Raw genomic sequence first — 25776 nt, 5'->3', positions numbered from 1 at the left:
AGATCCAAAATGTCCGTGAACGTCCTCTATACCACGAAAGCCACTGCGACCGGCGGCCGGGACGGCGAGGCCAAGACCGCTGACGGCACTTTCGCCGTCAAGCTCGCGACGCCGAAGGAACTGGGCGGCGCCGGCGGCGTGGGCAACAATCCGGAGCAGCTGTTCGCGGCCGGCTATTCGGCCTGCTTCATCGGCGCCATGAAGTTCGTCGCCTCGCAGGGCGGCCCGAAGGTGCCGGCGGACGCCTCGGTCACGGCCACGGTCGGCATCGGCCCGCGCTCGGAAGGCGGCTTCGGCCTCGACATCGGCCTCGAGATCGCCCTACCGGGCCTGGCCAAGGCCGATGCGGAGGCGCTGGTCGAGAAGGCGCATCAGGTTTGCCCGTACTCGAACGCGACGCGCAACAACGTCAACGTCCGCCTGACTGTTGTCTGATGCCGTAGTCTGATCCTGGCGCCTGATCCTGGCGTCTGATCTAACGATCGTCCGGAAAGACAAAGCCCTCTCCCACCGACGCGGGAGAGGGCTTCTTTCTTGGGGCGGAAGCGCCGCCTACTGCTTGTAGACGCGGATCTCCTCGACCGGCGCCCGGCGGTTGGTCGTCGACGCGGTCGAAACGCGCGCTGGGTCGAGCCCGAACGCGAGCAGCGAGCGCTGCACGTCCTCGACACGACGCCGAACGTCGCCGAGGCGTGCCGCCGTCTCGTCGCTGCTCGCCCCCTCAGGCGAGATGCCGGTGACGCGGAACTTGGCGTTCGGCTGCGCCTGGAGCGTGCGGCTCACGGCGCTGTAGAGCGCCTCTTCATAGCGCTCGTGATAGCCGTCGAGCCGGATCACCATCAACGCACCATGCGCATCGCGCGACACGGCCGCGGAATGAGCCGGCTTCGCCGACCGCTTGTCGGCGGGCTTCGCCGGCAGCGACGGCGCATCCGAAGCGGGCGCGGCCGACGCCGTTTCCGCCGGGGCCGCGGGCTTGGCCTTGTCGCCGCGATGGAGCTTGCCATGGGTTGCCGCGGCTTTGGCCTGCGGCGCCTTGGCCGCTGCGACGCGGACGGGCGGGTTCGCCAGGCTGCGGCCGACGAACTGGCCGGCGCGGACGCCTTCGGCCAACGTCGCGATATTGTTGCGCTCGACGCCGAGCGACGCGTTCTGGCGGTTGATCTCGTTGGTGACGGCGGTCATCTCGCCACTGAGCTTGGCCTGCGACGCGCCCACCTCGGCGTCGAGCTCGCGCAGCTGGGCATGGTCCTCGTCGAGCGCACCCGGCATCGCGAAGACGGCGCGCGTCGAGTCATCGAGATAGGCGCCGGTCTGGCCGTCGATCGCCATGTCGTTCGCGAGCGCGCTGACATGCGACAGGTTGCCCTCGAGCTTGTCGAGCAGGCCGCGCGCCTCGGCCCATTTCGCCAGCATGAGCGGGTTCGACGGCGTCGTGCCGGCCTGGAGCCGGGTGCTGATCTCGCCCACCGCGGCGTAATATTGACCGGCGGTCGCGTCCCGTTCCTGACGGATCTGGGCAAGTGTCGCCAGATGCTGGTCGATGTTGCCGTCGAGCCGTTGCACCTCGCCGCGCAATTCATCGACGCGCGCGCCGACAGCCGTACGCGTCGGGGCCGGTGCCGCGGGGGCGGCACTCGCCGGGGCGGCGGTGGCCACCGCGCCTTCGGCCGGCGCCCCGCTGCCCGAGGCTTGCTGGCATCCTGCGAGAATGGTTGCGAGAAACAGCGTCGAGCAGAGGCGAAGGTTCGGCATCGTTTGTTGGGCACTCCGACCCGGCGTTGAATTTGGCGCGTTGAATTTGGCTCGACCGACATGCCCGGGGTGGGTACGCCTGTCAAACCCAATTGCGTCAAGTTCTATAGATTGAAAGAGGAAGAATTCTCTCGGCGCGCTATCAAAACGGGTTTATGCGGCGCCGCGCAAGGGGACGATCTCGCCGGGCGCGTAATCAATCAGACCGAGTAGCGTCGAGACCACAGTGCCGTCCTCGCTGAAGGGCGCCAGCAGGCGTGCAGAGAGCTGCAGCCGATCCTCCGCATCGCGCCAGCAGCCGGCGTGACAGCTCGGCCGCCGCTCCCGGACCGTGAGCTGGACGAAGCGCGCCATAACCTGGGCCTGCTCGGGCATCAGGCTCTCGTCGAGCCAGCGGCCGGTCGGGTCGCTGCCCTCGCGGCGGGCGATGGCGCTGCCGACCAGGCGCCAGCGCGGACGCGCCTCCGGTCCAGCGACATCGAGCAGGAAGACCTGCGGCAGCAGTCGGCCGAGTGCCGCCGGATCGATGTCGCGTCGTCGCGGGATATAGTCCTCGTCGCCGCCATCGCGGCACGCCCGCCAATAGTCTTCCAGCTGCCGGGCGAGACGGGTCGGCACGATTTCCATGCCGGTCCTGCCCTGCAGCCGCGCCGCCGCAATGGGATCGCTCATTCGGTTCCGCCCCTGCCCCCTAAGGACCTTGTCGCCCAGAACCCTTTCGCTCGAGAACCCTTTCGCTCGAGACCGTCCGACGGGTCGCGCCTCCCCTTGCCGCTGCGCACGGGCCCAGGCTCTCCCCGGGGGCCGACGCGATCGGCAGCCGCGACCATACTCGAAGTGGCACATCCTATACACCAACACACGTCATTGGTGTAATCTGTTTGTAAGATGATTTTGTGCCGGCGACGACGTGGCGCGATCCGCTCGATCCGTCGCTTGATCCCCTTGCTTGATCCCCCAGCTTGATCCCTTGCTTGATCCTTGGGGCGGATCGGGTAGCTTAACTCTGCGTCCCGGTTCCGGGACGGATTGCCGACGGCCTCCATCACCATCCGCCCCTAACCAGAAGTGACCTCGATGAGCTCTGGCACCTGCCGCCGTGTCCTGGCCTCCCTGCTCCTCGTCGGCCTTGCGGCTGCGATCGGCCGCCCGGCGCACGCCGACGACAAGGTGGTGATCGGCACCGACTGGCGCGCCGAGGCGGAGCACGGCGGCATCTACCAGGCGTTCGCCAAGGGCATCTACAAGCAGCACCACCTGGACGTGGAGATCCGGCAGGGCGGGCCGAACCTCAACCAGGCCCAACTGCTGGCCGCCGGTCGCTATGACTTCGCGGTCAGCTCGAACAGTTTCGAGCCGCTGAACTTCGTCAAGAACGGCGTGCCGATCGTGGCGGTGGCGGCGGCGTTCCAGAAAGACCCGCAGGTGCTGATCGCCCATGCCGGCTCCGGCCTCGACAGGCTCGAGAAAATGAAGGGCAAGCCGATCCTGATCTCGGCCGCGAGCCGCGAGAATTTCTGGCAGTTCCTCAAGGTGCGCTACGGCTTCACCGACGACCAGATCCGGCCCTATACCTTCAACCTGGCGCCGTTCCTCGCCGACAAGAGCGCGATCATGCAGGGCTACCTCACGAGCGAACCCTATGCGATCGAGCTCGCGTCGGGCGAGAAGCCGCTCACCATCCTCTTGGCCGACCAGGGCTACCGCAGCTACGGCGCGATGATTGCCGCGACCCAGGCGACGATCGAGAAGAAGCCGGATGTGGTCCAGCGCATGGTGGACGCGACCATCCTCGGCTGGATCAGCTATCTGAACGAGGATCCGTCAGCGGCGAACGCGCTCATCAAGCGCGACAATCCGGAAATGACCGACGCGATCATCGCGCATGCGATCGCCGGCATGAAACAATACGGCATCGTACAATCGGGCGATGCGACGACGCTGGGCGTCGGCGCCATGTCCGACGCGCGCTGGCAGGAATTCTTCGCCTTCACCGCCGAGGCCGGGATCTATCCGAAGGATCTGCCCTACCGGAAGGGCTATACGCTGCGGTTCGTGAACCACAAGCTGGGGCTCGCGCAATAAACGCCTCCGCCCCTCTGGTCACGCTCGCGGGCGTCGGCAAGCGCTTCCCGAGCGGCACGGACGCGCTCGCAGGCCTCGAGCTCGCCGTGCGGCCAGGCGAGTTCCTGAGCCTGGTCGGCCCGTCCGGCTGCGGCAAGAGCACGGCACTCCGCCTCATCGCCGGTCTGATACCGCCGAGCGACGGCCAGGTTCGCTGGGATGGTGGCGAGCGGCCGCGCCCGGGTGACATCGGCTTCGTATTCCAGGAGCCGACGCTCATGCCCTGGGCGCGCGTGCTTGCGAACGTGACCCTGCCGCTGCGCCTCGCCCGTCTCGCGCGCGCCGAGGCCGAGGCGCGGGCACGCGACGCACTGGCGCTGGTCGGGCTCGAGGGGTTCGAGCGCGCCTTCCCGCGCGAGCTCTCCGGCGGCATGCGCATGCGCGTCTCGATCGCCCGGGCGCTCGTCATGCGGCCGCGCCTCTTGCTGATGGACGAGCCGTTCGCCGCCCTCGACGAGATCACGCGCCTCAAGCTCAACGACGATCTCTTGGCGCTCTGGGCCGAGCGCGGCCTCGCGATCGTGTTCGTGACGCACAGCGTCTATGAGTCGGTCTATCTGTCGAACCGCATCGCGATCATGGCGGCCCGGCCCGGCCGCATCGTGGCCGAACTGCCGGTGGTGGCGCCCTACCCGCGCGCGGCCGGCTTCCGCCACGGTGCCACCTATGGCGCCGCTTGCGCCGAGGTGTCGGCGGCGCTCGGCCGGGCGATGGCGGCATGAACGGCAAGCTTGCGCAATGGCTGGCCCAAGGGTTGGCCAAGGCGCTGCTGCCGGCGCTCGTCGGTGCGCTGGCGCTCGGCACGTGGGAGGCGGCGATCCGCCTCTTCGACGTGCCGCCCTATATCGTGCCGGCGCCGAGCCGGATCGCGACGGCGCTCGTGCGCGACTGGCCGATCCTCGGCCCGGCACTCGCCTTCACGCTCGAGATCGCAGCACTGTCGCTGCTCGCGGCCGTCCTGGGCGGCGGGGCGTTGGCATTGCTGTTCGCGCGCTCGCCGCTCATCGCGCGCAGCCTCTTTCCCTATGCGATCATCCTGCAGGTGACGCCGATCGTCGCCGTGGCGCCGCTCATCATCATCTGGGTCGACAATACGGTCGCGGCCCTGCTGATCTGCGCCTGGATCGTCGCCTTCTTCCCGATCCTGTCCAACACGACGCTGGGCTTGAACAGCGCCGACCGGAACCTCGCCGAGCTGTTCCGGCTCTATGGCGCCACGCGCGGCCAGACGCTCATCCATCTGCGCCTGCCCTCGGCGCTGCCCTACTTTCTCGCGGGCTTGCGCATCTCGGGCGGGCTCGCGCTCATCGGCGCCGTGGTGGCGGAGTTCGTGGCCGGCGCCGGCGGCCATGAATCGGGCTTGGCATACCGCATCCTCGAGGCCGGCTATCGGCTCGACATCCCGCGCATGTTTGCAGCACTGGCGCTGATCTCGCTCGCCGGCATCGCGATCTATGCGCTGCTCGCCGGCCTCTCGCACCTGCTGCTGCGCCATTGGCACGAGAGCGCGCTCCCGCGCGAAGAATAGCCCCGAGGCTTGCGCCTGCCGAGCGGGCCGCCTACCTTTGCCGGCGGTCGGCCGGCAGGATAAGGATTGCAAATCATGGACATGACGGGCGAATACCGGATTGCGGCGCCGCGGGCCAAGGTCTGGGCGGCGCTGAACGACGCCGAGATCCTCAAGCAATCGATCCCCGGCTGCGACGAGATCGAGAAGACCTCCGACACCTCCTTCACCGCCAAGGTCACGGCCAAGGTCGGGCCGGTCAAGGCGAGCTTCGGCGGCAAGGTCACCTTGAGCGACATCGATCCGCCGAACGGCTACACCATCACCGGCGAAGGCTCGGGCGGTGTCGCGGGCTTCGCCAAGGGCGGCGCCAAGGTGGCGCTCGCCGATGACGGCCCTGGCACGCTCTTGACCTACTCGGTCGACGCACAGGTCGGCGGCAAGCTCGCCCAGATCGGCTCGCGCCTCATCGACGGCACGGCCCGCAAGATGGCCGACGATTTCTTCAGCCGCTTTGCCGCGATCGTCGCCGAAGGCGAAGCCGCCGCCGAGGCGGCGCCGGCGCCGGAAGCCGCGCCCGCCGCGACCGTCGCCGCCGAACCTGCCGTCGAGGCTGCGCTTGCCTCTGCCGCCGAGCCGCATGCCGCACCGACGGCGGTCGCACCCGAGCCGGCCGCCGCCGAACCGCCGCCGGCAGCACCGCAGCCGACCGTGCCGCCGGCCGGTACGACGCTCGGTGCCGCAGGCGGCGCCACGCCGGTCTCGAGCGGCAACAAGCCGTCGGGCGGGCTCAACCCGTGGATCTGGATCCCGGCGCTCGTCATCGTCATCGCCATCGTCGTCGCGATCTTCCGCTAGGCCGTCCGTTCGAGGGAGACCGGTTCCGTGGCCCCGCGGCGGACCGGCCATCTCCTGCGCCCGCGCCGCCAGCAGGCGCGCGTGACCAATATCGAGCTGTTCTTCGACCTGGTTTTTGCCTTCGCCGTCACGCAGCTGTCGCACCTGCTTCTAGCCGATCCGACGGAGACCGGCGCACTCCACACGCTGCTGCTGTTCATGGCGACCTGGTGGGTGTGGATCTGCACCGCCTGGGCCACCAACTGGCTCGACCCGGAGCGCCCGCCAGTCCGCCTCTTGCTGCTGGCGCTCATGCTGGCCGGCCTGCTGTTCTCGGCGGCGATCCCGGAGGCGTTCGGCACGCTGGGCCCGGTCTTCGCCGGCTGCTATGTCGCGATGCAGCTCGGCCGCTCGGCCTTCACGCTTTGGGCGATCGGCGATGCCAGCCCGCACAACCGGCGCAACTTCCAGCGCATCACGCTGTGGCTGGCATTCGGCGGCCTGTTCTGGCTCGCCGGCGCCGCAACCCAGGGCCCCACCCGCCTCGGCCTGTGGCTCGCCGCCCTCGCGCTCGATTACATCGCGCCGACGCTGGGCTACCGCGTGCCCGGGCTCGGCCGCTCGACCACGGCCGATTGGGACGTCGAAGGCGGCCATATCGCCGAACGCTGCTCGCAATTCATCATCATCGCGCTCGGCGAATCGGTGCTGGTGACCGGCGCCCGCTTCGCGGGCCTCGCCTGGGGCGGTTCGACCGTCGCTGCCTTCGCCGCCGCCTTCATCGGCAGTGTCGCGCTCTGGTGGATCTATTTCGACACGGCGGTCGAGCGCGGCAGCCATCATATCCAGAAGATCGCCGACCCCGGCCGTCTCGCCCGCCTCGCCTATACCTTTGTCCATGTGCCGATCGTCGCCGGTATCGTGGTCGAGGCGGTGGCCGACGACCTGGTGCTGCTGCATCCCGAAGGCCCGGCGAGCCTGCCGGTGATCGCGACCAGCCTCGGGGCACCCGCGCTCTATCTCCTGGGCAACATCCTGTTCAAGACGCCGATCGCCGGCCGCGTGCCGCTGTCGCACCTGGTCGGGCTGGGACTGCTGGCGGCGCTGACGCCGGTCGCGCCGTCGCTGTCCCCGCTCGCGATCGGCGCCGGGACGACAGCGATTCTGGTCGTCGTCGCAGCCTGGGAGATGATCTCGCTCCGGCGCGCCCGTTAGGCCGCCCGGATCGTCTCCAGGAAGCCGCCGACCTTCTGCTTGAGCGTGACGCCGCGCTCGGCGAGCGTCGTTGCGGCATCCAGCACCTGGCCCGCTTCGCTGCGCGTGCTGCCCATGGCCTGGGCGACCACGCCCATGCTGGCCGAGACGGCGCCGGTACCGGTCGCAACCTGCTGCACCCGGCGCGAGATCTCCTCGGTCGCGGCCGTCTGCTGCTCGGTTGCAGCCGCAACGGCGGTCACGAGCTCGCTGATGTCGCTCACAGTGCGGGTGACGCCCGAGATCGACTTCAGCGCCGCCGTTGCCTCCTGCTGGATGGCGCCGACTTGGGTCCGGATCTCGTCGGTCGCATCCGCTGTCTGGCGGGCGAGCGCCTTCACCTCGCTCGCCACGATGGCGAAGCCCTTGCCCGCCTCGCCGGCGCGCGCCGCCTCGATCGTCGCGTTCAAGGCCAGGAGATTGGTCTGGCTCGCGATCGAATTGATGAGGCCCACGACCTCGCCGATCCGGCCGGTCGTCCGCTCCAGGCTCTGCATCAGGCCAGCCGCGACGCGTGCCTCCGCATCGGCCTCGCCGGTCGTCTTGACCGCCTCAGCCAGGCGCCGGCTGATCTCGCTGATGGAGGCGAACAATTCCTCGGACGCGCCCGCGACCGCGCTCACGTTCTGCGAGGCATCGTCCGACAGCGCGACGATCTCGTCGGACTTGTCGCTGGTGCTCCGGGCACTCTCGGTGAGGGTCGCGGCCGAGCGGCGCATTTCCGCCGACGAGGCTGAGACTGCCTCGACCACGCCGCCCACGGCCGCCTCGAACTCGTCGGCCATGCGCAAGAGCGAGGTCCGGCGGTCGGCCGCCGCGGCCTGCTTCAGCCGCTCCTGTTCCTCGCGCAGCGCATCCCCCTCGGCCATGCTCGTGCGGAACACCTCGACGGCGCGGGCCATGGTGCCGATCTCGTTCTGCTCTGCGACATAAGGCACGGTAACCGCCATGTCGCCCGAGGCGAGCGTCTGCATCGTGCCGGCGAGGCCGCCGATTGGGCGGCTGATGCTGCGGCCGACATAGGCGGCGAGCCCGCCGGCGAGCAACGCCGCCACGAGCGCGAAGCCGCCGATGGTCAGAACGCCGCGCCAGACGATGGCATCGATGTCGTCGACATAGACGCCGGCCTGGATCACCCATTTCCATGGCTCGTAGCCTTGGGCGAAAGTGAGCTTCGACACCGCCACCTGTTGGCCCGGCCGCGGCACCAAGGTCCAGACGAAGCCGCCGCCCGGCTTGCGGCCGGCATCGATCAGGTCGGCGACCGTGCGGTTGCCCTGCGGGTCGCGCGTGTCGATCCGGTTCACGCCCTCGAACTTCGGGTTGCTGTGGACGAGCGTCACGCCGTCGTACTGGTAGATGCCGTAGTAGTTGCCGTCGCTCCAGCGCATGGCGCGCGCCGCGACCTTGACCGCCTCCTGCGCGTCGGCCAGCGAGATTTTCCCGGCAGCGACCTGGCCGTCGTAGAACTTCACCGCGCCCAGCACGCTCGTCACCATGTCGCGCAGCTTGTCCTGGCGCTCCTGGATCATCGAATTGCGGAATGACACCGCCTGGATCGCGACGACGCCGACGATCGACAGCACGAGCAGCCCGACAATCAAGGCCACGCGCTGGGTGATGCTGAGACGTTGCACGGGGACGGCCCTCACGAATTAGTGATCGAGGCCGATGCGCTAACGGGCGAGGCTTTAAAAATCACTTAATTAGCTAAGGAAACGATCGCCTCTCACCCCGGCAGATGATCGAGCGGCAGCGGCCCGGGCGGCTTCACCATGCGGATCGCGAAGTTGCTGCGCACGTCGCTGACGCCGGGCAGCTTCAGGAGCGTGCCGAGGAGGAAATCCTCGTAGGCCTCGAGGCTCGCGACCACGACCTCGAGCAGGAAGTCGTGCTCGCCCGAGATCAGGTGGCAGGCGACGACCTCCGGCACGGCGCGCATGGCCTGCTGGAACGCCGTCGCCTCCTCGTCGCGATGGCGCTCGACCTTGACGCCGACGAACACGGTCAAGGCCAAACCCAGCTTCCGCCGGTCGAGCGTCGCGCGATAGCCCTGGATGACGCCCTCGCGCTCCAGGATCTTGACGCGCCGGAGGCAGGGCGACGGCGAGAGGCCGATGCGGTCGGCCAGCTCGACGTTGGTCAGCCGCGCCTCGCCCTGCAGCGCATCCAGAAGGCGGCGGTCGATCGCATCGAATTCGAGTTTCGGCATGTTCCACCAACTTAGCAATCTAGATTAGTGTATTCTGCCAATATCGTGGCATTCCGTGGCCGAGTTCGCAAGGACATGCCCTGCCCCTTGGCCGTATCCTCCTGGCCTAATGGCACGGGAGGAAACGGCAATGGGCGAGCGGAATCTAACGAACCAGCGGGCGACCGGTTTCGCCACGCGGGCGATCCATCATGGCTACGATCCGCTCGACCATCAGGGCGCCCTCTCGCCGCCGCTGCACCTGACCTCGACCTTCGCCTTCCCGAGCGCCGCCGAGGGCGGCAGGCGCTTCGCCGGTGAGGCGCCGGGCTATATCTACGGCCGTATCGGCAACCCGACCGTGGCGCTGCTCGAGACGCGGCTCGCGAGCCTCGAAGGCGGCGAGGCGGCGCTCGCGACCGCATCCGGCATGGGCGCCATCACGTCGGCGATCTGGAGCCTGCTCAAGCCCGGCGACGAGATCCTGACGGACCTGACGCTCTACGGCTGCACCTTCGCCTTCTTCCGCCACGGGCTGGCCCAGTTCGGCATCACCGTGCGCCACGCGGACCTGACCGACCTTGCCGCGGCCGAGGCCGGCTTCGGCCCGCGCACGCGGCTCGTCTATTTCGAGACGCCGGCGAACCCGAACATGCGGCTCGTCGACATCGCCGCGATCGCGGAGCTTGCCCATGCCCGCGGCGCGCTCGTCATGGTCGACAACACCTATGCGACGCCGCTCCTGCAGCGGCCGCTCTCGCTCGGCGCCGACCTGGTGGTCCACTCCGCGACCAAGTATCTGGGCGGCCATGGCGACCTGCTCGCCGGCGCCGCGGTCGGCCGGCAGGAATTGATCGAGCGCATGCGCCTCTTCGGCCTCAAGGACATGACCGGCGCCGTACTGTCGCCGTTCGACGCCTTCCTGGTGCTGCGCGGCCTGAAGACGCTCGAGGTGCGCATGGAGCGCCACTGCCGGAGCGCCCTTCATCTCGCCCAGCTGCTGGAGGCGCACCCGGCTGTCGCGGCCGTGCACTATCCCGGCCTCGCAAGCGCCCCGCAGCATGATCTCGCCCGCCGGCAGATGCCGGGCGGCTTCGGCGGCATGATCGCGTTCGAACTCGAGGGCGGGTTCGACGCGGGCTTGCGCTTCATGGACGCGCTCGAGCTGGTGACGATCGCGGTCAGCCTGGGCGATGCGGAGACGCTGGTGCAGCATCCGGCCTCGATGACCCATTCGCCCTACAGCCCCGAAGAGCGCGCCGCCCACGGCATCAGCGAGGGGCTGATCCGGCTCTCGGTCGGGCTCGAGAGCGTCGAGGACCTCGAGGCCGACATCGGCCAAGCACTCGACCGCGCGCTCGACATGGCAAGAGCCAAGCCCTTGCGCCGCGCGGGATAATATCGCACCGCACCAGGGTCGATTGTCATCGGACCACCCTTGACCGGGCAGGGTTTAGGGGTCGACACTTGCTGCCGAATTCCGGGCGGCGCGTCGTGCCGCCCCTTCGCCCAAGCGCAGCATCGACTGCGCCGCAGCATCAAGGGAGAACTCGTCGATGTCGGCACCGGTTTCCATGACGGTGAACGGCAAGAAGGTGACGGCCACTGTCGAGCCGCGCACTCTGCTCGTTCAATTCCTGCGCGATCACCTGGGTCTGACCGGGACCCACGTCGGCTGCGACACCAGCCAATGCGGCGCCTGCCTCGTCCATGTCGACGGCAAGTCGATGAAGAGCTGTACCCTGCTGGTGGCGCAGGCCGACGGCGCCGACATCCTGACCATCGAGGGGCTGGCGCCGAACGGCGAGCTGCACCCGATGCAGGCGGCGTTCCGCGAGCATCACGGCCTGCAATGCGGCTTCTGTACGCCCGGCATGGTGATGAGCGCCGTGGACCTGGTGAAGCAGAACCCGGCGCCGACCGAGCACGAGATCCGCGACTGGCTCGAGGGCAACATCTGTCGCTGCACCGGCTACCACAACATCGTGAAGGCAGTGGAGGCGGGGGCGAAGGCGATGGGAGGCTCCCATGCCGGATGACGCTGCCGCCGTCGCAGACGGCAAGGGCGGCATCGGCGCCGCCGTCCGCCGCAAGGAGGACTTCCGCTTCCTGACCGGCCAGGGCCACTACACGGACGATATCAACCGTCCGGGCCAGGTCTTCGCCTATCTGCTCCGGAGCCCGCACGCGCATGCAACGCTGGGCGCCATCGACGCGACCGAGGCGCTGGCGGCTCCCGGCGTCATCGCCGTCTTCACCGGTGCCGATCTCGCGGCCGACGGTGTCGGCGGCCTGCCCTGCGGCTGGCTCATCACCGACAAGCACGGCAAGCCGATGATCGAGCCGCCGCATCCGGTGCTGGCCCAGGGCAAGGTGCGCCATGTCGGCGACCCGGTCGCGGTCGTGATCGCCGAGACACGCGACCAGGCCAAGGACGCGGTCGAGCTGATCCAAGTCGACTATGGCGTGCTGCCGGCCGTGGTCGAGGCGGTGAACGCGATCCAGCCCGGGGCGCCCCTGGTGTTCGACGAGGCGCCGGGCAACACCTGCTACGAGTGGGAGATCGGCGACAAGGCAGCGGTCGATGCGGCGTTCGCCCAGGCGAAGCTCGTCGCCAAGATCGACCTGGTCAACAACCGGCTGGTGCCGAACGCCATGGAGCCGCGCTCGGCCGTCGGCGAATATGACGCCGGCTCGGGCGACTACACGCTCTATACGACGAGCCAGAACCCGCACGTCATCCGCCTGCTGATGGGCGCGTTCGTGCTGCACCTGCCCGAGCACAAGCTCAAGGTCGTGGCCCCGGACGTCGGCGGCGGCTTCGGCTCCAAGATCTATCACTACGCCGAAGAGGCGATCGTCACCTGGGCCGCCGCCAAGGTGAAGCGGCCGGTCAAATGGACGGCCGACCGGTCGGAGGCGTTCATCTCCGACGCGCAAGGTCGCGACCACGCGAGCCATGCCGAGCTCGCCATGGACGAGAACGGCAAGTTCCTGGGCCTCAGGGTCGACACCATCGCCAACCTGGGCGGCTATCTCTCGACCTTCGCGCCGGCGATCCCGACCATCCTCTATGCGACGCTCCTCGCCGGCACCTACACGACGCCGGCGATCCATGCGGCCGTGCGCGCCGTCTTCACCAACACGGTGCCAGTCGACGCCTATCGCGGTGCCGGGCGGCCGGAGGCGACTTACCTGCTGGAGCGGATCGTCGACGTCGCGGCGCGCGTGGCCAAGCTCCCGCCGGAGGAAATCCGCCGGCGCAACTTCATCCCGAAGGACGCCTATCCGTACCAGACGCCGGTGGCCCTCCAGTACGACAGCGGCGACTATTTCACGACGCTGGACATGGCCTTGAAGGCCGCCGATCGCGCCGGGTTCGAGGCGCGCCGGACGGAGGCCGCGAAACGCGGCAAGCTCAGGGGCATGGGCATCGCGACCTATATCGAGGCCTGCGGCATCGCGCCCTCGGCAGTCGCCGGTGCCCTGGGCGCCCGTGCCGGCCTTTACGAGGCGGCCGAGGTGCGAGTGCACCCGACCGGCAGCGTGACGCTGTTCACCGGCACCCATAGCCATGGCCAGGGCCATGAGACGACCCTCGCCCAGCTGGTGGCGTCCGGCCTGGGCGTGCCGGTCGACCAGGTCGAAGTCGTGCACGGTGACACGTCGAAGATCCCGTTCGGCATGGGCACCTACGGCTCACGCTCGCTCGCGGTCGGCGGCTCCGCCGTCATGAAGGCGATCGACAAGGTCGTGGCCAAGGGCCGCAAGATCGCGGCGCACCTGCTGGAGGCGGCCGAGGCCGACGTCGAGTTCAAGGACGGCACCTACCGCGTCGCCGGCACGGACCGCACCAAGAGCTTCGGCGAGATCGCGTTCGCGGCCTATGTGCCGCACAACTACCCGATCGAGACGGTCGAGCCGGGGCTGGACGAGACCGCGTTCTACGACCCGAAAAACTTCACCTATCCTTCGGGCGCGCATGTGGCCGAGATCGAGATCGATCGCGACACTGGCGTCGTCGAGGTGGTGAATTTCACGGCGGCCGACGATTTCGGCCGGATCGTCAACCCGATGATCGTCGAGGGCCAGGTCCATGGCGGCCTGGCGCAGGGCATCGGCCAGGCGCTCTATGAAGGGGCGGTCTATGACAAGGACGGCCAGCTGCTGACCGGCTCCTTCATGGATTATTGCATGCCGCGCGCGGACAACCTGCCGCTGTTCCAGGTCGCGACCAACGTGACGCTCTGCACGCATAACCCGTTGGGCGTGAAGGGGTGCGGCGAGGCGGGCGCCATCGGCGCACCGGCGGCGATCATGAATGCGGTCATCGACGCGCTCTCGCCCTTGGGCGACATCCATGTCGACATGCCGGCCACGGCGGAAAAGCTGTGGCACATCATCCAATCCCACAGCCCGGCGACCAGCCCGAGCTTGGCGGCCGAGTGAGGACGGACCCATGTACGAATTCAACTATCAATCCCCAAAGAGCCTGCAGGACGCGATCCAGGCGATCGCCGGCGCCGAGGATGGCAAGCTGCTCGCCGGCGGCATGACCCTGGTGCCGACGCTGAAGCAGCGCCTCGCCCGGCCGTCGGACCTGGTCGATCTCGGCCGTATCCCCGAGTTGAAGGGCATCAAGCGCGACGGCAACACGATCACGATCGGCGCCATGACGACCCATGCCGAGGTCGGCGCCTCCGATGTCGTCAACTCGGCGATCCCGGGCTTGGCTTGGCTCGCCGGCAACATCGGCGATCCGGCCGTGCGCCATCGCGGCACGATCGGCGGCTCGATCAGCAACAATGATCCGGCCGCCGACTATCCGGCGGCGCTCCTGGCGCTCGGCGCCACGGTGCACACGTCGAAGCGGCAGCTTTCCGCCGCCGACTTCTTCGTCGGCATGTTCGAGACGGCGCTCGAGCCGGACGAGATCGTAACCGCGGTGAGCTTCCCCATTCCGGAGAAGTCGGACTATCAGAAGTTCCGCAACCCGGCGTCGCGCTATGCCGTGGTCGGCGTGTTCGTCGCGAAGACCGCCCAAGGCGTCCGCGTCGCGGTCACCGGCGCCGGGCCGTCGGTGTTCCGCGCGACCGAGTTCGAAGCTGCGCTCGACAAGAACTTCACGGCGTCCGCACTCGACGGTCTCAAGATCCCGGCCGACGAGCTCAACTCGGATATCCACGCAAGCGCCGAATATCGCTCGCACCTGGTGACGGTGTTCGCCAAGCGCGCGGTCGCCGCGACCGGCTAATCAGGCGATCGCCCGAAACGAAAACGCCGCCCGGTTCGGCCGGGCGGCGTTTTTCTTACCAGTGGCGCCCGCCGCCGAAGCCGAAGCCGACGGCGACCGACGGGCCGTAGTAGTACGGCGGCGGCGGGGGATAGGGGTAGTAGACCGGGGCCGGGTAGGCATAGGCCGGCGCCGGGTAATAGGCCGGGCGCGCCGCCTGCTGTACGGGCGGCACGCTCTCGCCGTTGGCCGCCATGCACTGCATATAGCCGACGTCGTAGCGCCGCTGCAGCGCGGCGCCGGAGAGCTGGGCGTTGTTGGCACCGGCCGCAGAACCCATCAGCAGGCCCGCACCGGCACCGGCCGCGGCACCGATGCCCGCATTGCCGGCGGCCGCCCCAATCAGCGCGCCCGCCGCGGCGCCCAGCCCCGTGCCGACCACGGCGCTCGAGACAGCGCTGTCGTTGGCGGCCTGCGCCGGCTGCACGCCGCCGGTCTGCTGTTCAGCATAGTTCCGGCAGGTCAGGTCGTCCTGCTGGAACTGGGCGAGCGTCTTGCCAGGGCCGGGCATGACCGCGACCGAAGGCCCCGACGGCGGTGCTGCGACGCAAGCGCCGAGCGCCAGGCTGCCGAGAAGCGCTGCCGAAACCGAAAGACGAGACATGGAGAACACTCCCCCGCGGATCAAAGACGCTTTGATGACGATCATACGCCCAAATCATACGCCAGCGCCGGTTCCGCTATCCCCAGCCGTTTCTTGCCGGCGCGAGAACGCGCGCGCGGGCGCAATCATCCACTAATATGGTGCGCCCGAATTTCGCGACGATGTCCCCGACCGCGGCATTTGGTTTCAGCATGTAACAGCGCCGAGCCCAGTCCCGCGAACACAGTCCTGCGCGGCCGGGGGTCGAAATTGCCGACCCGCCGGCCCATACTCATGAAGACGATCCGCCGCCCTCCTCTATTCCCGGAAAAGCTCTCGTCCATGCAAGCTTCCTCCTCGCCCGCTCCTACATTGGCTGCCTCCGCCCTGCCCGCCTCGGTCGACGCAGCGACGGCACTGCTCGCCGGCCAGCGCTATGTCGCCGATCGCAGCCTCGCGACCGCCGTATTCCTGTCGCTGAAGCTTGGCCGCCCGCTGTTCCTCGAGGGCGAGGCCGGCGTCGGCAAGACCGAGATCGCCAAGGTGCTGGCGAGCGGCCTCGGCCGGCGCTTGATCCGCCTGCAATGCTACGAGGGGCTCGACATCGGCTCGGCGGTCTATGAGTGGAACTACGCGCGGCAGATGCTGGAGATCCGCCTCGCCGAGGCCGGCAGTGCCAGCCGCGAGGAGATCGAGCGCGACATTTTCGACGAGCGCTTCCTCATCAAGCGGCCGCTGCTGCAGGCGCTCGAGCCCGGCGTGGGCGGTGCCCCGGTGCTGCTGATCGATGAGCTCGATCGCACGGACGAGCCGTTCGAGGCCTATCTCCTCGAAGTGCTGTCGGACTTCCAGGTGACCATCCCCGAGATCGGCACGATCAAGGCGGCCGAGCCGCCGATCGTCATCATCACGTCCAACCGCACGCGCGAGATCCACGACGCGCTGAAGCGCCGCTGCTTCTACCACTGGGTCGATTACCCGAGTGCGGCGCGCGAGCTCGAGATCCTCAAGGTCAAGGCGCCCGAGGCCGGCCCCGCCCTGTCGCAAGAGGTCGTGGGCTTCGTCCAGGGCCTGCGCAAGATGGACCTGTTCAAGCAGCCGGGTGTGGCCGAGACGATCGACTGGGCCGAGGCGCTGATGCAATTGGACGCGCTCGCCCTGACACCGGAGGCGATCAACGACACGCTGGGCGTCATCCTCAAGTACCAGGACGACATCCAGCGCCTGCAGGGCAGCGAGGCCCAGCGGCTCCTGGACCAGGTCAAGGCCGAGTTGGGCGGCCAGACGGCGCACTGATGGCCCGGCCAGCCGGCATTCCAGAGGGCATGCCCGAGGGGCAAGGCGGGCGCCTGCTCCCCAACCTCATGTATTTCGCCCGCACCTTGCGCGCGGCCGGCCTGCCGGTCGGGCCGGGCCGGCTCTTGGCCGCGGTCGAGGCCGTGCGCGCGGTCGGGCTCCGCAACCGTGCCGACTTCTACTGGGCGCTCCACGCCGTGTTCGTCAACCGGCGCGACCAGCGCGAGCTGTTCGACCAGGCGTTCCACATTTTCTGGCGCAACCCGCGCATCCTGGAAAAGGCGCTCGCCATGGTCCTGCCGCAGACGCGCATGGACACGGGCGAGCCGCAGGTCGAGATGATGAAGCGCCTGGCCGAGGCGTTGCACGGATCCGACGGCCAGGGCCGCGAACAGGAGCAGGAGGAGCGGCTCGAGCTCGACGCGACCTTGACCTTCTCCGAGCGCGAGCTGCTGCAGAAGACGGACTTCGAGCAGATGTCGACCGAGGAGCTCAACCAGGCGAAGGCGGCGCTCGCCCGGCTGCGCCTGCCGCTCCTGGAAGTGCCGACGCGCCGCTTCACGGCCGATCCCGCGGGACCGCGCGTCGACATGCGCGCGACGCTCAGGGCCGCGCTCAGGAATGGCGCCGGGACGATTCCGCTCAGGCGCCGGCGCATCAAGACCAACCACCCGCCGCTCGTCATCCTGTGCGACATCTCCGGCTCCATGAGCCGCTACAGCCGGGTGTTCCTGCATTTCATGCACGCGGTGACGAACGACCGCGAGCGGGTGCACACATTCCTGTTCGGCACGCGCCTCACCAACGTCACGCGCTACTTGCGCGCCAAGGACATCGATGTGGCGGTCGACCGGGTGACCGGCGCCGTCGACGACTGGTCGGGCGGCACGCGCATCGGCGAGTGCCTGGCCGAGTTCAATCGCCGCTGGTCGCGCCGGGTGCTGGGCCAGGGCGCCGTCGTGCTGTTCATCTCCGACGGGCTCGACCGGGCGGCCGGCGCCGGCCTCGGGCCGGTCATGGAACGGCTGCACAAATCCTGCCGACGGCTGATCTGGCTCAATCCGTTGTTGCGCTACGATGCCTTCGAACCCAAATCGCTGGGCATGAAAGCCATCCTGCCGCATGTCGACGAGTTCCGCCCCGTGCATAATCTCGAGAGTCTCGGCCACCTGATCGAGGCGCTGAGCCGCCCTGCTGGCCGCCGGCTCGAAGCGGCGACCGAATGGCGCTCGCCCACCGCCTCCGCCGCCTGAAGGAGATCCCATGAGCGATACCGACCAGATCCTGAGCGAAGCCGCCCTATGGCACCGGGCCGGGCGCGGCGTGGCGCTCGCGACCGTCGTCACCACCTGGGGCTCGTCGCCCCGCCCGGTGGGATCCAAGCTCGCGGTCGACGACCAGGGCCGCTTCATCGGCTCGGTCTCGGGCGGCTGCGTCGAGGGCGCCGTCGTCGAGAGCGCGCTCGACACGATCCGCACTGGCACGCCGAAGCTGCTCGATTTCGGCGTTACCGACGAGCAGGCCTGGGACGTCGGCCTCGCCTGCGGCGGCAAGGTGCAGATCTTCGTGGAGCGGCTGTCTTGAAGATCACCCTGCTCGAACGCCGGCTCGCCGAGCAGCACGCCGGGCGCACGACGGTGCTCGTGACCGACATCAAGACCGGCGCGCAGCTGCTGCTCGGCGACGGCATCGCCGAGGGCGACCTGGCGCTCGACAACGAGGCGCGCGCCGCGATCAACCGCGCCGTAATCGAGGACAAGAGCCAGACGATCGACGGCCCGGCCGGGCCGCTGTTCATCGAGGTCTGGAACCCGCCGATGCGCCTCGTCGTGGTCGGCGCCGTCCATATCGCCCAGACGCTGGCCCGCATGGCGGTCGAGACCGGCTATGCCGTGACCATCATCGATCCGCGCAGCGCGTTTGCCTCCGAGGAGCGTTTCCCTGGTGTCACGCTAGCGACCGACTGGCCCGACGAGGTGCTGCCGGCGCTGAAGCCGGACAAGCGCACGGCGATCGTGACCCTCACCCACGACCCCAAGATCGACGATCCGGCGCTGCAGGCGGCGCTCAAGTCCGACGCCTTCTACATCGGCGCGCTGGGCTCGCGCCGGACCCATGCGAAGCGGGCCGAGCGCCTGGCCACCGCCGGGTTCGATGCCACGGCCTTCGCCCGCATCCACGGGCCGGTCGGGCTCGACATCGGCGCGCTCACCCCGGGCGAGATCGCCGTTTCGATCCTGGCCGAGATCACCGCCGTGCTGCGCCGCGACCGGATCAAAACGAAAGAGGACAAGGCCGCATGATCTTCGGGCCCGTCCCGACCCCCAAGGCGCTGGGCGCCGTGCTCGCCCATGCGGTCACGGCCGGCGAGCGCCGCTTGAAGAAGGGCCGCGTGCTGGACACGGACGATCTCGCGGCGCTCGAGGCCGCGGGTGTCGCGGAGGTCGTGGCCGCGATCCTGGAGGTGGACGACGTGGCCGAGGACCGGGCGGCGACCCGGGCGGCCGCGCGGCTGTTCGGCCCCGGCCTCTCCGCCGGCGCCGCCTTCACCGGCCGCGTCAACCTGTTCGCCGACGACCATGGCCTGCTGACGCTCGACCGGGACGAGATCGACCGGTTGAACCGGGTCGACGAGGCGCTCACGATCGCGACCCTGCCGCCGCTCGCCCCCGTCGAGCCCGGCCAGATGGTCGCGACCGTCAAGATCATCCCGTTCGCCGCCCCTGAGGCCGCCGTCGCCGCCTGGGAACGGATCGCCGTCACAGGCAACCGTCCGCCGCTCGGCCTCGCCCGCTTCCGGCCGCGCCCGGTGGCGCTCATCCAGACCGTGCTGCCGAGCGTCAAGCCGAGCGTGCTCGACAAGACCGTCGAAGTGACGCGCCGCCGGCTCGCCGCGTTCGGCAGCCCGCTCGCGACAGAGCGCCGCGTCGCTCACGATTCAAGCGCCGTCGCCGAAGCGTTGGATCAGGCGCAGGCGGAGGGAGCCGAACTGGTGCTGGTCGTCGGCGCCTCGGCGATCATCGACCGGCGCGACGTCATTCCGGCCGGCGTGGTCGCGGCCGGCGGCCGGATCGAGCATTTCGGCATGCCGGTCGACCCGGGCAACCTGCTGCTGATGGGCCGGCTCGGCGAGATGCCGGTGCTGGGCCTGCCCGGCTGCGCCCGCTCGCCGAAGCTGAACGGCGTCGACTGGGTGCTGCAGCGGCTGTTCGCCGACCTGCCGGTCGGACGGACCGAGATCACCGGCCTCGGCGCCGGCGGGCTCTTGGCCGAGATCCCGAGCCGCCCGCTACCGCGTGCCGAGATCGGCACCGCGGCCGAGGCCGTGCCGCGCCGGCCGCGCATCGCCGCCCTCGTGCTCGCCGCCGGCCAGTCCCGCCGCATGGGGCCGGACAACAAGCTGCTGATCCTGCTCGACGGCAAGCCCATGGTGCGCCATGCGGTCGAGGTGGCACTCGCCTCGGCCGCCCGCCCCGTGATCGTCGTGACCGGCCATCAACAGGACGCGGTGCGCTCGGCCCTTGACGGGCTCGACGTGCGCTTCGCCCATAATCCGGACTATGCGGACGGCCTGTCCGGCTCGCTCAAGGCCGGCCTCTCCGCCGTGCCGGAGGATGCCGACGGTGCCGTCGTCTGCCTCGGTGACATGCCGGACGTCTCCGCCGGCCTGATCGACCGGCTGATCGCCGGCTTCAGCCCGGTCGAGGGCCGCGCGATCCTGGCGCCAGTGCGCGGCGGCCGGCGCGGCAACCCGGTGCTATGGGCGCGCCGGTTCTTCGATGAACTGATGGGCTTGAGCGGCGATACTGGTGCCAAGCACCTGATCGCCAACTATGGGGAATTCCTGACCGAGATCGAGGCGCCGGACGACGGCGTGCTGATCGACCTGGACACGCCCGCCGCCCTCGCCGCCTGGCGGGCGGAGCGCTAGTCTCGCGGCACCCCGCCTCGTCGAAACCGGGTGGCTGATGTGCGGCGACTGAGCGAGTGCCGCGCGCTATAGTATGAGTTAATCGCGTTCCGCCATCGAGCGACAATGCCCGGCACGATCGAGACGGGTGCATCAAAGGGAGAGGACGACCAATGACCTACGCCAACCTCATCGCCGGCGAGTGGGTGCGCGGCCCCGAGGCCTCGCGCAACATCAACCCGTCCGACACGAACGACGTGATCGGCGAGTACGATCGGGCGTCGGCGGCCCAGGTCGAGGACGCGATTGCGGCCGCCCGCCAGGCGTTCCCCGCCTGGGCGCGCACGACGGTGCAGCAGCGCGCCGACATCCTCGACAAGGCCGGTACCGAGATCCTGGCCCGGCGCGAGGAGCTCGGCAACCTGCTCGCGCGCGAGGAAGGCAAGACCTTGGCCGAGGGCATGGGCGAGGTCGGCCGCGCCGGCCAGATCTTCAAGTTCTTCGCCGGCGAAGTGCTGCGCATCCAGGGCGAGCGCCTGGGCTCGATCCGGCCCGGCATCGACGTCGAGATCACCCGCGAGCCCTTGGGCGTCGTCGGCATGATCACGCCGTGGAACTTCCCGATCGCCATTCCGGCCTGGAAGATCGCGCCGGCGTTGGCCTTCGGCAATTGCGTCGTCATGAAGCCGGCGGAGCTGGTGCCGGGCTCGGCCTGGGCGCTCGCCGACATCCTGCACCGTGCCGGCGTGCCGGCCGGCGTGTTCAACCTGGTGATGGGCCGCGGCTCGGTCGTGGGCGCGGCCCTCGTCAAGGACCAGCGGATCGACGGCATCAGCTTCACCGGCTCGGTGCCGACCGGCCGCGGCATCCTGGCCGAGGCGGCCGCCCGCGGCGCCAAGGTGCAGCTCGAAATGGGCGGCAAGAACCCGATGGTCGTCTTGAACGACGCCGATCTGGACCTGGCCGTGCGCGTCTCGCTCGACGGCGCCTTCTTCTCGACCGGCCAGCGCTGCACCGCCTCCTCGCGCCTCATCGTCGAGGACGGTATCTACGACAAGTTCGTGGGCGCGCTCTCCGAGGCGGTCGGCCGCCAAGTCGTCGACGACGCGCGCAAGCAGGGCACGACGATCGGCCCGGTCGTCGACCAGAGCCAGCTCGACCAGGACCTGAAATATGTCGAGATCGGGCAGCAGGAAGGCGCCCGCCTGGTGACGGGCGGCGAGCGGCTGCAGCGGGCAACCCCCGGCTTCTACCTGTCGCCGGCGATCTTCGCCGAGGCGACGAACCAGATGCGCATCAGCCGCGAGGAGATCTTCGGACCGGTCGCGTCCGTCATCCGCGCCAAGAACTATGACGAGGCGCTGACGCTCGCCAACGACACGCCGTTCGGCCTCTGCGCCGGCATCTGCACGACCAGCCTCAAGCATGCGGCACATTATCGCCGCAACGTCGAGACCGGCATGGTCATGGTCAACCTGCCGACTGCCGGCGTCGACTATCACGTGCCGTTCGGCGGCCGGAAGGGCTCGAGCTACGGCCCGCGCGAACAGGGCCGCTACGCCGCCGAGTTCTATACCCAGGTCAAGACCGCCTACGTGAACCAGGCGCTGTAGCCAGTACCAAGGAGTCGCGAGGGCCGTTGCCCTCGCGACTACCGCTCCCCGTCGATTGCGCTACATAAATCGTCATGAACCCCGCGTTGTGATAAAGTAACCGGGTGGACGACGACCGCCGTTATTGACGGACCTTGAGGGCCCCTGCCGCGTCGATCGCCGGGCTCTAGGCGAAACGGAGCGGACGATGGTGTCGCGGCTGAAAATTCCCCTCTACGTCTATTTCGGTTCGCTGTTCCTGGTCGTGCTGATCATCGGCGTCGGCGCGATCATTCTGGTCGAATACCGCCAGACCAAGGCAATTGCGCTCACCGACGCGTCCACACTGTTCCAGCACATCGGAGAGGAGACGCGCGGCGCGGTCGAGGTCATCTACGACCGGGCGATGCTCACGACCGACCTGCTCGCATCGACGCAGCTCGTCGATGCGGAGACGTTGGACGACCGGGTGAAGAGCATGCCGTTCGTGCTCGCAACGCTGCGCGCCGATCCCTCGCTCTCGGCCGTCTACGTCGGCTATGCGACCGGCGAGTTCTTCCTGGTGCGCCGGGTCGATGCCGAGCACGCCGAGGCGCTCACCCACATCCCAGCACCGCCCGCGACCGCCTTCCTGGTGCAGAGCCGGGCCCGGAACGCAGCCGGCGCGGTCGAGGGCTCGGTGCTGTTCTTCAGCGGCGGCGGATGGCCGCTCGGCCAGCTGCCGGCGCCAGACTATGACTTCGATCCGCGCACCCGGCCCTGGTACCAGGCCGCTGAGGGCCACCGCGACATTCAGACGGTAGCGCCGTACGTGTTCTATACGACGCACGAGGTAGGAGCCACCTTCGCCAGGCGCTCAGGCGACGGCAAGGCCGTGGCTGCTGTCGACGTCACCTTGGATGCGCTTGGCGAGGCGCTCCGCCGCGTCCGCCCGTCCAAGACCGCGGAGATCACCGTCGTGAACGGCGCCGGCGAGATCCTGGCGGACGCGGCCGGGCCGCTCGCGGTCAAGATCGATCCGAACGGCACGGCACGCCTGCCGCGCGCCGCCGATGCCGACCGCCCCGCGCTGGCGGCACTCGCTGGGGCCATTCATGACGACACACTTGGTAACCATACTCTGTCGATTGCCGACCGGCCGTGGCGCAGCTACGTGTCGCGTTTCGACCTCCCGGGTGAACCGCTTTATTTCGCCATGGCCATGCCGCAGGCCGAGCTGCTGCTCCAGACCCGGCGGGCGCGTAACTTCGGCCTCGCGGTCGGCCTCGCGATCCTTATCCCGCTGATCCCCCTCACCATCCTCGTCTCGCAGCTGGCCGCACGGCCGCTCCGCGCGCTGACCCGCGACGCCGAAGCGATCAAGCGCCTCGACTTCGGACGGACCAAGGCGCGCCGCTCGTCGGTCGCCGAGATCGACCAGCTGGCCGATGCCATGGCGGCGATGCGCGCCACGATCCGGCAGTTCATCGAGATCGGCACAGCGCTCGCCGGCGAGCGGCGGTTCGATCGGCTCTTGGAACGCATCCTCGCGGAGACGGCGCGGGTCGCGGCGGCGCGCGGCGGCGCCGTCTACCTCGCCGAACCGGACGGACGGCTGACCCGCGCCGTGGCGGCGTTCGACGAGCAGCCGCTCGCCCAGCCTGACCTCCATCCGATCGCGGATGCCGAGCATCCGGCGATGCGCGGCGCCGCGGGCCGGAGCCTGAAGCTGACGATGACGCCGGCCGAGCTCGCGCGCTGGCACCCCGATCTTGCCTGCGACGCGCCGCTGCTGGTCTTGGCGATCCCGCTGCGCGACCGGCGCGACGGGCTTGCCGGCGTGCTGGTGCTGTTCCAGGAACCGTCGAGCTTTGCCGAGGCAGCCGAGGACGATGTCCTGGCGCTGGTCGAAGCCGTCTCGGGCAATGTCGCGGTCGCGATCGAGACCCGGCGCCTCAACGAGGAGCAGAAGCAGCTGCTGGGCGCAGTGATTGAGCTGGTCGCCAGCGCCATCGACGCCAAGAGCCCCTATACCGCACAGCACTGCCAGCGCGTGCCCCAACTGGCCGCCATGATCACCAAGGCGGCGGTCGAGGCGCGCGACGGGCCGTTCGCCGACTTCGCGCTGACCGAAACGCAGTGGGAGGAGCTGCATCTCGCCGCTTGGCTGCATGATTGCGGCAAGATCCTCACACCCGAGTATGTCGTCGACAAGGCGACCAAGCTCGAGACGATCTACGACCGGTTGCACGAGATCCGCACGCGCTTCGAGGTCGTGAAGCGCGAGGCCGAGGTCGCCTGCTGGCGCGCGATCGCCGACGGCGCCGACCGGACGGAGCGCCTGGCAGCATTGGCAGAGACCTGGGCGACGCTCGACGAGGAGTTTGCCTTCATCGCCGCCTGCAACAACGGCGGCGAAGGGATGGGGCCGGAGCGGATCGCCCGCATCCGCCGCATCGCAGAGCGGCGCTGGACCCGGACGCTCGACGACCGGATCGGCCTGTCGTTCGACGAGAGCGCGCGCAAGGACCGCGTGCCGCCGCCGACACTGCCGGTTGAGGAGCCGCTGCTCGCCGATCGGCCCGACCATCTCATCGAGCGGCCCGAGCGCGACCGGTTCCAGTTGGACAACCCCTGGGGCATCCGCATGGCGGTGCCGGAGCGGCTCTATGATCGAGGCGAGATCTATAATCTGTCGATCGAGCGCGGCACGCTCACGGCCGAGGAACGGTTCAAGATCAACCAGCATGTGATCGACACGATCCGCATGTTGTCGAGCCTGCCGCTGCCGCGACATCTCCGGAACGCGGTCGAGATCGCCGGCGGCCATCACGAGCGGATCGACGGCACCGGCTATCCGCGCCGGCTCACGGGCGACCGGATGAGCCTGCTCGCGCGCATCCTGGCGGTCGCCGACGTGTTCGAGGCGCTGACCGCCGGCGACCGGCCCTACAAGCGGCGGATGCGCCTGTCGGAAGCGCTCGCCATCCTGGCCCGCATGCGCGACGACGGGCACATAGACCGGGACGTCTTCGAGCTTTTCCTGTCGGCCGGCATCTATCGCGACTATGCCGAGCGTTTCCTGGTGCCCGAACAGGTCGATGAGATCGAACTCGGCCGCTACCGCGAGCCGCGCGCTGCCGCGTGACTTGGGCTCAGCCCTGCGGGACCCAGCCCTGCCCCACTCAGCCGTGGCGCAGCTTGAGGACGAGGACGAGACCGGCGAGCAGCAGCGTCACCAGGTTCGGCACGATGATCGCCGGGCGCCCGAGCAAGAGCCCGTAGACGAGCCAGAGGGCCACGCCGACCGTGAAAGCGGCATACATGCCGAGCGAGATGCCGGCGGTGTTCTTCTCGCGCAGCACCTTCACCACCTGCGGCAGGAAACTCGCCGTCGTAAGGAGACCGGCGACTAATCCCAGCAGTTCGACCGCGTCCTCAGTCACAAAAATGCC

23 protein-coding genes are annotated in these 25776 nt (G+C 69.1%); 17 read left to right on the top strand and 6 right to left on the bottom strand.

Features of this window, described 5'->3' with window-relative positions; genetic code table 11:
* The first annotated feature begins 9 nt into the window (after positions 1-9).
* Complete coding sequence (locus IEY58_RS03220; RefSeq protein ID WP_189042328.1) at positions 10-435, top strand: organic hydroperoxide resistance protein; 426 nt, start codon at positions 10-12, stop codon at positions 433-435.
* A gap of 117 nt (positions 436-552) precedes the next feature.
* Here the strand turns inward: IEY58_RS03220 and IEY58_RS03215 are convergent, their stop codons facing one another.
* Together IEY58_RS03215 and IEY58_RS03210 are read right to left on the bottom strand one after the other, a co-directional pair.
* Positions 553-1755, bottom strand: coding sequence for a hypothetical protein (locus IEY58_RS03215; RefSeq protein ID WP_189042327.1), 1203 nt, complete (start codon positions 1753-1755; stop codon positions 553-555).
* A gap of 153 nt (positions 1756-1908) precedes the next feature.
* Positions 1909-2427 carry a PAS domain-containing protein gene (locus tag IEY58_RS03210; protein WP_189042326.1) on the bottom strand — a complete coding sequence of 173 codons (519 nt, stop codon included), beginning with the start codon at positions 2425-2427 and terminating at the stop codon, positions 1909-1911.
* A 405-nt stretch (positions 2428-2832) separates the two neighbouring features.
* Here IEY58_RS03210 and IEY58_RS03205 point away from each other — a divergent pair, with 405 nt between their 5' ends.
* From IEY58_RS03205 to IEY58_RS03185, 5 genes are all read left to right on the top strand, one after another.
* Entirely contained in the window at positions 2833-3840 is a 1008-nt protein-coding gene (locus tag IEY58_RS03205; RefSeq protein WP_189042325.1) for an ABC transporter substrate-binding protein, read from the top strand.
* Positions 3841-3926: 86 nt separating this feature from the next.
* The gene (locus tag IEY58_RS03200; protein ID WP_229743452.1) at positions 3927-4601 is read left to right on the top strand and encodes an ABC transporter ATP-binding protein; all 675 of its coding nucleotides are present in this window, start codon (positions 3927-3929) and stop codon (positions 4599-4601) included.
* Positions 4598-5407: an ABC transporter permease gene (locus IEY58_RS03195; protein ID WP_189042324.1), complete on the top strand. Its 810-nt coding sequence runs from the start codon at positions 4598-4600 to the stop codon at positions 5405-5407. The genes IEY58_RS03200 and IEY58_RS03195 overlap by 4 nt, the downstream gene beginning before the upstream one ends.
* Before the next feature lie 75 nt (positions 5408-5482).
* Positions 5483-6244, top strand: a complete 762-nt coding sequence (locus tag IEY58_RS03190) for an SRPBCC family protein (RefSeq protein ID WP_189042323.1) — start codon at positions 5483-5485, stop codon at positions 6242-6244.
* A gap of 27 nt (positions 6245-6271) precedes the next feature.
* Complete coding sequence (locus IEY58_RS03185; RefSeq protein WP_189042322.1) at positions 6272-7438, top strand: low temperature requirement protein A; 1167 nt, start codon at positions 6272-6274, stop codon at positions 7436-7438.
* On the opposite strand, the gene IEY58_RS03180 is transcribed toward IEY58_RS03185, so the two are convergent.
* Positions 7435-9114, bottom strand: a complete 1680-nt coding sequence (locus tag IEY58_RS03180) for a methyl-accepting chemotaxis protein (RefSeq protein ID WP_189042321.1) — start codon at positions 9112-9114, stop codon at positions 7435-7437. The genes IEY58_RS03185 and IEY58_RS03180 overlap by 4 nt on opposite strands.
* A gap of 92 nt (positions 9115-9206) precedes the next feature.
* A complete protein-coding gene (locus tag IEY58_RS03175; RefSeq protein ID WP_189042319.1) occupies positions 9207-9689 on the bottom strand; it encodes an Lrp/AsnC family transcriptional regulator in 483 nt (160 codons plus the stop codon).
* Between the two features lie 130 nt (positions 9690-9819).
* Here IEY58_RS03175 and IEY58_RS03170 point away from each other — a divergent pair, with 130 nt between their 5' ends.
* The 4 genes from IEY58_RS03170 to IEY58_RS03155 all read left to right on the top strand — a co-directional run bounded on the left by IEY58_RS03170 (position 9820) and on the right by IEY58_RS03155 (position 14922).
* On the top strand, positions 9820-11067 hold the full coding sequence (locus IEY58_RS03170; RefSeq protein ID WP_189042317.1) for a methionine gamma-lyase: 1248 nt from the start codon (positions 9820-9822) through the stop codon (positions 11065-11067).
* A gap of 157 nt (positions 11068-11224) precedes the next feature.
* Positions 11225-11707 carry a (2Fe-2S)-binding protein gene (locus IEY58_RS03165; RefSeq protein ID WP_189042315.1) on the top strand — a complete coding sequence of 161 codons (483 nt, stop codon included), beginning with the start codon at positions 11225-11227 and terminating at the stop codon, positions 11705-11707.
* Positions 11697-14117 carry a xanthine dehydrogenase family protein molybdopterin-binding subunit gene (locus IEY58_RS03160; protein WP_189042313.1) on the top strand — a complete coding sequence of 807 codons (2421 nt, stop codon included), beginning with the start codon at positions 11697-11699 and terminating at the stop codon, positions 14115-14117. The genes IEY58_RS03165 and IEY58_RS03160 overlap by 11 nt, the downstream gene beginning before the upstream one ends.
* A 10-nt stretch (positions 14118-14127) precedes the next feature.
* Complete coding sequence (locus IEY58_RS03155) at positions 14128-14922, top strand: FAD binding domain-containing protein (RefSeq protein ID WP_189042311.1); 795 nt, start codon at positions 14128-14130, stop codon at positions 14920-14922.
* Positions 14923-14977: 55 nt separating this feature from the next.
* Here the strand turns inward: IEY58_RS03155 and IEY58_RS03150 are convergent, their stop codons facing one another.
* Positions 14978-15565, bottom strand: a complete 588-nt coding sequence (locus tag IEY58_RS03150) for a glycine zipper family protein (RefSeq protein ID WP_189042309.1) — start codon at positions 15563-15565, stop codon at positions 14978-14980.
* 321 nt (positions 15566-15886) lie between these two features.
* Here IEY58_RS03150 and IEY58_RS03145 point away from each other — a divergent pair, with 321 nt between their 5' ends.
* The 7 genes from IEY58_RS03145 to IEY58_RS03115 all read left to right on the top strand — a co-directional run bounded on the left by IEY58_RS03145 (position 15887) and on the right by IEY58_RS03115 (position 25469).
* Positions 15887-16840 carry an AAA family ATPase gene (locus tag IEY58_RS03145; protein WP_189042307.1) on the top strand — a complete coding sequence of 318 codons (954 nt, stop codon included), beginning with the start codon at positions 15887-15889 and terminating at the stop codon, positions 16838-16840.
* Positions 16840-18093 carry a vWA domain-containing protein gene (locus IEY58_RS03140; RefSeq protein WP_229743451.1) on the top strand — a complete coding sequence of 418 codons (1254 nt, stop codon included), beginning with the start codon at positions 16840-16842 and terminating at the stop codon, positions 18091-18093. The genes IEY58_RS03145 and IEY58_RS03140 overlap by 1 nt, the downstream gene beginning before the upstream one ends.
* A gap of 10 nt (positions 18094-18103) precedes the next feature.
* Positions 18104-18424 carry an XdhC family protein gene (locus IEY58_RS03135; RefSeq protein WP_189042305.1) on the top strand — a complete coding sequence of 107 codons (321 nt, stop codon included), beginning with the start codon at positions 18104-18106 and terminating at the stop codon, positions 18422-18424.
* Complete coding sequence (locus IEY58_RS03130; protein ID WP_189042303.1) at positions 18421-19143, top strand: XdhC family protein; 723 nt, start codon at positions 18421-18423, stop codon at positions 19141-19143. The genes IEY58_RS03135 and IEY58_RS03130 overlap by 4 nt, the downstream gene beginning before the upstream one ends.
* On the top strand, positions 19140-20771 hold the full coding sequence (locus tag IEY58_RS03125; protein WP_189042301.1) for an NTP transferase domain-containing protein: 1632 nt from the start codon (positions 19140-19142) through the stop codon (positions 20769-20771). The genes IEY58_RS03130 and IEY58_RS03125 overlap by 4 nt, the downstream gene beginning before the upstream one ends.
* 152 nt (positions 20772-20923) lie before the next feature.
* The gene (locus IEY58_RS03120; RefSeq protein ID WP_189042299.1) at positions 20924-22363 is read left to right on the top strand and encodes an aldehyde dehydrogenase family protein; all 1440 of its coding nucleotides are present in this window, start codon (positions 20924-20926) and stop codon (positions 22361-22363) included.
* 187 nt (positions 22364-22550) lie between these two features.
* Positions 22551-25469 (top strand): HD domain-containing phosphohydrolase, encoded by a 2919-nt coding sequence (locus IEY58_RS03115; RefSeq protein WP_189042297.1) that lies wholly within the window; start codon positions 22551-22553, stop codon positions 25467-25469.
* Positions 25470-25506: 37 nt separating this feature from the next.
* Here IEY58_RS03115 and IEY58_RS03110 read toward each other — a convergent pair whose 3' ends face one another.
* Complete coding sequence (locus IEY58_RS03110) at positions 25507-25767, bottom strand: SemiSWEET family sugar transporter (RefSeq protein ID WP_189042295.1); 261 nt, start codon at positions 25765-25767, stop codon at positions 25507-25509.
* Between the last annotated feature and the right edge of the window lie 9 nt (positions 25768-25776).

This window comes from Aliidongia dinghuensis (genome assembly GCF_014643535.1).
GTDB lineage: Bacteria > Pseudomonadota > Alphaproteobacteria > ATCC43930 > CGMCC-115725 > Aliidongia > Aliidongia dinghuensis.
Note: the sequence above shows the minus strand (reverse complement) of the source record. Positions and strands in the feature narration are given on the sequence as shown.